Origin of the sequence: Psychrobacter halodurans (genome assembly GCF_017498075.1) — a bacterium.
Classification (GTDB): domain Bacteria; phylum Pseudomonadota; class Gammaproteobacteria; order Pseudomonadales; family Moraxellaceae; genus Psychrobacter; species Psychrobacter celer.
The window spans coordinates 36,380-44,001 of the sequence record NZ_JAGBKN010000021.1 but is presented as its reverse complement, the minus strand read 5'-3'; the positions used below and the strand labels follow the sequence as shown (position 1 = coordinate 44,001).

Below are 7,622 nucleotides of genomic sequence, written 5' to 3'. Positions count from 1 at the left end.
GAGATAAATCGCCGTCAAACAAGGAAAATAGCGCAGATAATATCGAGATATTAGTCAGCTATTTGACACCGTTTGGCCAGATTTAGCCATTTTTAACCCATTTAGATGGCTATCGGTTGAATTGAGGACACGCCCTAGTATGCTGACCTCATAAAATGACGACTAACACTGGCTGTACTTTACACTGACGCCATGAGTGGCCGTCGGTATACGATTGTCAGCATACACTGCCAGCCCCCCACGTGAGGTTTCTTTATACTTATCGAGCATGTCAGCGCCAGTCACTTTCATGGTTTCAATCACCTTATCTAGTGAGACGAAATGTTGGCCATTACCGCGGCAGGCCAGACGCGCCGCATTGATCGCTTTGACTGCGCCCATGGCGTTGCGCTCGATACAAGGCACCTGTACCAGCCCGCCGATAGGATCGCAGGTTAAGCCTAAGTTGTGCTCGATGCCGATTTCGGCCGCATTTAAGCATTTGGCTGGCGAGCCACCCATAATCTCGGCTAGAGCAGAGCCTGCCATCGCACAAGCGGAGCCAACCTCGCCTTGACAGCCAACTTCAGCGCCAGAAATGGAGGCGTTTTGTTTGATTAAGCTGCCGATAGCGGTGGCGTTTAATAAAAACTTACGCACGCCGTCTTGGCTATAGTTGGGCAAAAAATCACGGTAATAATGTAGCACCGCTGGAATAATGCCCGCTGCACCGTTGGTCGGCGCAGTGACCACTTTGCCACCATTGGCGTTTTCTTCATTGACTGCCAGAGCGTACAGATCGACCCAGTCCATGGCAGCGAGTTTGTCGGTTTTGGCGATCGGCTGGTCTTTTTCAGCGTCTAGCTGTTGGTGCAAGTCTTTAGCGCGGCGTTTGACATCTAGGCCACCCGGCAAGATGCCACCATTGTCACAGCCTTGTGTGACGCAGTCTTGCATCACCGCCCAAATCTGATCCAAATATTCAAAGACCGCTGTTTTATCACGAAAGTGGCATTCGTTGGCCAGCACCAGCTCGCTGATACTAAGCTCATGCTGACGACATTGCTCTAGTAGCTCTGCGGCACTATTGAAGGGGTACGGCACACTAGCTATCGTAGGGCTGGCATGGTCTTCGTCTGGGTTGGTGGCGTCCTCTTCATTGATGACAAAACCGCCGCCAACTGAGTAGTAAGTCTGCTGATAGCTGCTATCATCTGCTAGCGTCGCGCGCAGGGTCAAGGCGTTTGGGTGATAAGGCAACACCGTCTCATCATACCAGTGAATATCGTGCTCTGTATCAAAGTCAATCGTATGCATGCCTGAGAGGGCCAACTGTTTGGCTGAAAAAATAGGCGCTAGATAATCACTGGTCAAACGCGTATCAATCGTACTGGGTGTATGTCCGAGTAAGCCAAGTAGTATGGCCGTGTCGGTGGCATGGCCTTTGCCAGTGGCTGCCAACGAGCCATAAAGCTCAATCTCGATACGCTGGATGGTCGTTAACTCAGCCTGCTTTATCAGTGAGGTCAAAAAAAGATTGGCCGCGACCATCGGGCCGACGGTATGCGAGCTTGATGGCCCGATACCAATTTTAAATAAATCAAAAACACTAATCATAATAAATTACCAAAAAGTCATCAGTGACTGGGCAGACAAGATAGCCTGCTTTACGCACTTTGAGTCAATATATAATAGCCAGCCACTACCGATAATCACCCATATACGATGCATATGGCGCAGTGGTGGTGGATGTATGGAAATCGAAGAACAAAAATAGCCGCTGAATAATAACTTTTATTTAATAAGAAACTCCGTTATTATGCTTCCAGCCAACGGTTGTGTAACATCCTGTAAGTCAGTAATTGATAGGCAGATGGACAGTAAGACAGCGCCAACTTAGATCTTTAGTATAGTGAGTTCTGTATAAAAACGATACAGTAGGACTGGGATGAGTTTTATGTAGCATCGAACAGCGCAGGCGCAGCACGCCCGTAAAATTTATACCAGTTCCACGTTGGCATATAATGTATCTGTTTTATTTCGAATTAACTATTGAACATATCGGCAACATATCGACCCTGCCACATCCGGTAAAACACAGCCATCATAACAAATAATACTTTTGGTTTGCTAGCAAGAAATATAAAAGAATAAGTCTAAATTGCAAAAAAGCAAAAGAGTCGATTTGTGTTATAAATCATGATGTTATAAATCACAATATTGCTGCATAGTATCATTCTATTAAAGTGTTTTTATTTTTAGGCTAAGTAAGTAGCTATTGACTAAAATTGAGACACGCCCTTGTTTTTCCTCACCACTCCAGCTCACATAGGACGCGCGCATGTCATCGCCAACAGAACATCCTTCATCTTCCCAAAAAAGCGCTCAAGATAAGCCGGCACAAAACGCTTTAGAGGCAGCGGGTATCGACCCAGCAGCCATGGGTCAGCCGTTTCATTCAGATTTTGACAATGGCCGCTGGTTTCCGACATGGCGACCTTATAAAGGCGACTTAGACCGCGATCCTGTCGGTATCAATGAATATCTACCGCCTTCAAAAAGCGTCTTGTTAGGGGTGCAGCATACCTTTGCCATGTTTGGGGCGACGGTGTTGGCACCGCTTTTGATGGGGTTTGACCCCAATCTGGCTATCTTGATGTCGGGTATCTGTACTGTGATGTTTTTTATGATCACAGGCGGGCGTATGCCAAGTTATCTGGGCTCAAGCTTTGCGTTCATCGGACCTGTCATTGCAGTGACCGCTTATGCAGGGGCAGGGTTCAATGATAATTTGAGTGTCGCTTTAGGCGGTATCATGGCATGTGGTATCGTCTATGCGCTGATTGGGCTACTGGTGATGAAGACGGGCACTGGCTGGATTGAACGCTTGATGCCGCCCATTGTCACAGGGGCTATTGTGATGATTATCGGTCTAAACCTAGCGCCAGTGACCATCCAAGGGGTGTCGGCCAATCAGTTTGATGCTTGGATGGCGACGCTGACGGTATTACTCATCAGTGGGGTGGCGGTATTTACCCGTGGTATGCTGCGCCGTTTGCTGTTGCTGGTGGGCTTGATCTTGTCTTATGTGGCCTATTTTGTGATGACCAATGTTTTGGGCTTCGGCACGGCGATTGATTTTAGTGGTGTCGCCGCCGCATCGTGGTTTGGGTTACCAACAATTCATACCCCAAGCTTTGAGATGAGCGCCATTATTCTTATCGCGCCGGTGGCATTTATCCTAGTCGCCGAAAATTTAGGACACTTTAAGGCCGTTGAGGGTATGACAAAAGCGCGCGTGACGCCTTATATGGGCCGCGCGTTTTTTGCAGATGGGCTGGCCACGACGTTCTCGGCAGGGTTTGGTGGCACTGGTGTCACTACCTATGCCGAAAACATCGGTGTCATGGCCGTAACCAAGGTCTATAGCACGACGATATTTGTCGTGGCAGGGTTGGTGGCTATTTTGCTGGGCTTATCGCCAAAGTTTGGTGCCATTATTCAGACGATACCAGCGGCCTTACTAGGCGGTGCTTCTATCGTAGTATTTGGTCTGATTGCGATTGCAGGGGCAAAGATTTGGATCGATAATCACATCGATTTTAGCAAAAACAGCAATCTGATTATCGCGGCTATTACCGTTATCATGGGGACAGGTAACTTTAGCTTGCACTTAGGCGGGTTTGATTTGGGCGGCATCGGCACGGCAACTTTGGCTGCTATCGTGTTAAATGCGTTGTTTAATAAAGGCTCTGACAAAACCGCTGACACTAGTGCAGCGGCCAAATAGGCCGTATCCGGCCACAAAAGCGCCCATACTATTATAGTATGGGCGTTTTTTTGTAGTGCGTTTAAAGGAGCGATAGAAGGTGATAAGTAGCAGACAGGGATTATTTATAGTCACGTTTATAAAACCGTGAAAAAAAACGATAACGGCGTAGGGCGCGTGGCTTTGGTTTGAGTGAACCCAAATAAATAGCAAACATGGTGAGTAGCGCACCAGCCCACTGCAAAGTATTGATGGGTTTGTCCAGCCAGCTATAATCAATCACCAAAGCAGCGATGGGCTCAGAGAGCAATAGTAACCCCGTCAAGGCCAATGACAGCTTGGGAATAGAGTAAGCAATGAGTCCCCATGCCAAGCACTGCATCACCGTACCATAGACCAATATCCAGCCGATCTCCGCCCAAGTATTGGGCAAGATACTCCCTTGATCAAACACCCACATTGGCACAACCATCGCCAGCACCCCGCCGATACTGATCAGCTGCATGAGCATAAATATCGGCGTTGGCTCAGTATCGTGCGTCTTACGGATAAAGGTCATCGATGCCGCTAGCATAGCGCCCGAGACGATACCAGTGACAAACCCCCACGTCGCTGCACTGTTATGGGCAAACTCAGGGCTACCAATCATCGCCACACCGAGCATCGCCAAAAACAAACTAATCAGCTGTACGATAGATTGACGCTCATTGAAATACAAAAACCCAATCGCTGCCAAGAAAAAAATCTGTAAGCTATTGAGTAGGGTAGAGATACCAGGGCCGACCGCATAAATACTCTCATGCCAAAGCGCCAAATCCAATCCCAAAAACGCCCCTGATAACAACGCATAAAAAATTGCGCGTCCTGAGCGCGGCAAGCGTTGCCCCATGATTTTGGCCAATACGGCAAAAACAATACCAGAGATGGCTAAGCGCCAAAACGACATCGCCCAACCACCGATATCGACATGAGCGACGATCAGGCTACCTAAACCAAAAATAATACAGCCTATGACTAAACCGATAGGGGCAGAGCGGGATGCGGCGATGGCCATAGTGTCTCCTTATATGAATGGGATGATGATAAAAAGCATTTTACAGCGATTAGGCTATTGTCGAGGTTTTGCTTCCAAAATGAAATGGCTCAGCGACAATTATTCTATGAGATAGCAGACAAAGCTATCTAAACGAGGACCCCTGTGTATATAATTATGCCAATGAATGACATTTGCTTAGGTTTATTATGTTTCGATGTTCTTTATCAAAACCGCGCCCTGCAGTATCTAACCTTTGGACAATGATGTTGCGGTGTACGGCTGGCGTTGGCATTAGCACTGTCAGTGCGTTACTGGTGATACCGCAAGCACAAGCTGCCAGCTGTAAAATCCCCAAAAGCTACTACAAAAACGTCTCTTGTACCGCCAGCAGTGGCTTGTTTTTGGCTATCAAAGATTTTGGCGCGCCTGTGGCCTTGATTGACAACAAAGGCAAGCGCATCGTCGATCTATCACGCTATCAAAAGGTCGATGCCGATAACCTCTCAGAGGGGTTGCTGCCCGTACTGCGTAATGGTCACGTCGGATATCTCAATATGAAAGGGCGAGAAGTGGTGCCTGCTATGTACGATATGCTAAAAGAGCGTCAAGGCTGGGCGCGGCCGGTATCAGAAGGGCGTATCGTCGTAAAAAAAGACGGTAACTACGGCGTCATCAATACCGCCAACAGAACCGTCGTGCCATTTTCGTCATCGTTTAGTGAGGTAGCTGATTATCGCGGCGGCATCACCCGTGTGCGTAAAAACAGCGACATCAGTTGGCTGGATAAAAGCGGCAATGTGGCAAAAGACCCTGCTGACAATAACCACAAGCCGCCGCAAGCGCGCCAGTCGCCATCCGCGCCGCCCATCAGTCCATTTACTACACTACAGCCGCGTCAGCAAGAGGGTAAATGGGGCTTTGTCGATGACCAAAATGTCACCATGATTACCTACTCATTTGATGAGGTGCGTCCCTTTTCTGAAGGCATGGCGGGCGTACGTATCAATGAAGATTGGGGTTTTGTCAATCTTGGTGGTGAGCTGTTGATTCCGTTTCGGTTTGCAGATAGTGGCGTGTCGGCAAGTGATACTTATCAAGGCAAGCCCTCGTTTGTGTTTGTCGATGGCAAAGCATGGATCGGTAATCTAAAAAATGGCAATAAAATGTGCATTGATAAAACAGGCAGCAGCGTTGGCTGTGATTGAGCCGTTTTTTTTATACCATGACGATACGTCAGTGGGCATAAAAAATTAAGCAAACATAAACAACTTAAGCAGGCATAAAAAAGCGCGCAAGCTTGTCTTTGACAGTCAAACTTACACGCTTGTTCAGACGTACGCGCTTTTTAAATAGCCTTTAAGAGTGATGCGCCAACAGATGACTGCTGATCAGATCCACCATATAAGGCTGATAATACTCAGGAATATCGTGTGCCATTCCCTCGATCAGATAAAACTTGGCATTGGGGATGGTCTTTGCCACCACGCGCCCTTGCGATGCTGGCAGGAGGCCATCGGCGCTACCATGTAACACAATGGTTGGGGCTTTGACTTGTTTGCTATAGCGGCTAATAGAGCCAGATGCCAAAATAGCATTTAGCTGCTGCACGGTCCCGAGCGGATGAAAGCTGCGCTGATAGCGAATCTTGGCAATCTCACGCACCATGCGCACATTGACATGCCCTGGCGTGCCAACCGTCTTCATAAACCAGACGCTGTGACGCACGATATCACGCTCAGAGTGACTCTCAGGGCGGTTGATAAGGGTGTATAGCTGCCGAGGTTTGGGCGGTCTTAAAAATGCACGGTTGGTGGTGGTAAACATCAGCGCCATTCGCTGTACCAAGCTTGGGTAGCGAGCGGCCACGATTTGGGCAATCATCCCGCCCATAGATGCGCCAAGCAGATGGGTTTTACCCAGCTGCAACGCCTTGATCAGACGGGCGGTGTCTTCGGCCATGTCGGTCAAATTATAGGCCACTTGCGCGCTCTTGTTAGAGAGCCCTGTTTGCAGACGCATCATCATCTTTAGCTGACTGATACGCGGTAGGCCGTCAATTTGCACTTTAGACGATAGGCCAATATCACGATTGTCAAAACGAATCACAAAAAAACCGGCATCAATGAGGCGCTTTATAAAGTTTTCTGGCCAAAATATCATTTGTGAGCCAAGCCCCATGACCATGAGCAAGGGTGGATGGTTTGGGTTACCGCCTGCCTCCACACAAAGCTCGATACCGTCACCGATATCGATCATCGCTTGATGCAACTGGTCACTCAGATCAGAGTCATGCCACTGATGCGCGCCAAACTTTTGCCACTCAGGCGTAGGATAGTGGCCCACATTCTCATCTAGGCTTGGATCTGGGCTTGCTTGGGATCTGGCACTATTGATGTTATTTGGTTGTGTCATGAAGTGTCCTAATCAGAGGTCGTCTACTACAGCTCAAGCATCTCAAAATCGAGTTTGCCCACACCGCACTCAGGACATGTCCAGTCATCAGGGATGTCTTCCCATTTGGTACCAGGGGCGATGCCTTCTTCTGGGCAGCCAAGTGCTTCGTCGTATATCCAGCCGCAGACAATACATTCATAACGTTTCATAAAAAGTCCTATCGATTATTTCTAGTGTAACCGTTTTTTAGCGCGCCAGTCATGGCGAGGGCTAATGACTGGGCGTCACGACAGTGTGCAAGTGTCCACATAACGGTCAGCGCTTAGACAGCAAAAACGCACGTAGTTTAGCATATAACCGTTATTTTCATAGTTAAGTTTACACTTGTATATTGAGATTGTGAGATTTTTATCAAGTCAAGCGTCGCGGTTTTATGCATATCAA

General features: G+C 48.1%; 6 protein-coding genes. 2 read left to right on the top strand and 4 right to left on the bottom strand.

Annotated elements, in window-relative coordinates:
• Positions 1-162: 162 nt before the first annotated feature.
• A complete protein-coding gene (locus J3491_RS09600) occupies positions 163-1,599 on the bottom strand; it encodes an L-serine ammonia-lyase (RefSeq protein WP_274539909.1) in 1,437 nt (478 codons plus the stop codon).
• Between the two features lie 820 nt (positions 1,600-2,419).
• On the opposite strand from J3491_RS09600, the gene J3491_RS09595 reads away from it, so the two are divergent.
• Entirely contained in the window at positions 2,420-3,769 is a 1,350-nt protein-coding gene (locus tag J3491_RS09595) for a solute carrier family 23 protein (protein ID WP_372046638.1), read from the top strand.
• 100 nt (positions 3,770-3,869) lie between these two features.
• Here J3491_RS09595 and J3491_RS09590 read toward each other — a convergent pair whose 3' ends face one another.
• On the bottom strand, positions 3,870-4,802 hold the full coding sequence (locus J3491_RS09590) for a DMT family transporter (RefSeq protein ID WP_075102345.1): 933 nt from the start codon (positions 4,800-4,802) through the stop codon (positions 3,870-3,872).
• Between the two features lie 188 nt (positions 4,803-4,990).
• On the opposite strand from J3491_RS09590, the gene J3491_RS09585 reads away from it, so the two are divergent.
• Positions 4,991-5,989 carry a WG repeat-containing protein gene (locus J3491_RS09585; RefSeq protein WP_207970053.1) on the top strand — a complete coding sequence of 333 codons (999 nt, stop codon included), beginning with the start codon at positions 4,991-4,993 and terminating at the stop codon, positions 5,987-5,989.
• 151 nt (positions 5,990-6,140) lie between these two features.
• On the opposite strand, the gene J3491_RS09580 is transcribed toward J3491_RS09585, so the two are convergent.
• Positions 6,141-7,196, bottom strand: a complete 1,056-nt coding sequence (locus J3491_RS09580) for an alpha/beta fold hydrolase (protein WP_207970052.1) — start codon at positions 7,194-7,196, stop codon at positions 6,141-6,143.
• A 26-nt stretch (positions 7,197-7,222) separates the two neighbouring features.
• Positions 7,223-7,387 carry a rubredoxin gene (locus tag J3491_RS09575; RefSeq protein ID WP_057759803.1) on the bottom strand — a complete coding sequence of 55 codons (165 nt, stop codon included), beginning with the start codon at positions 7,385-7,387 and terminating at the stop codon, positions 7,223-7,225.
• Positions 7,388-7,622: the final 235 nt, after the last annotated feature.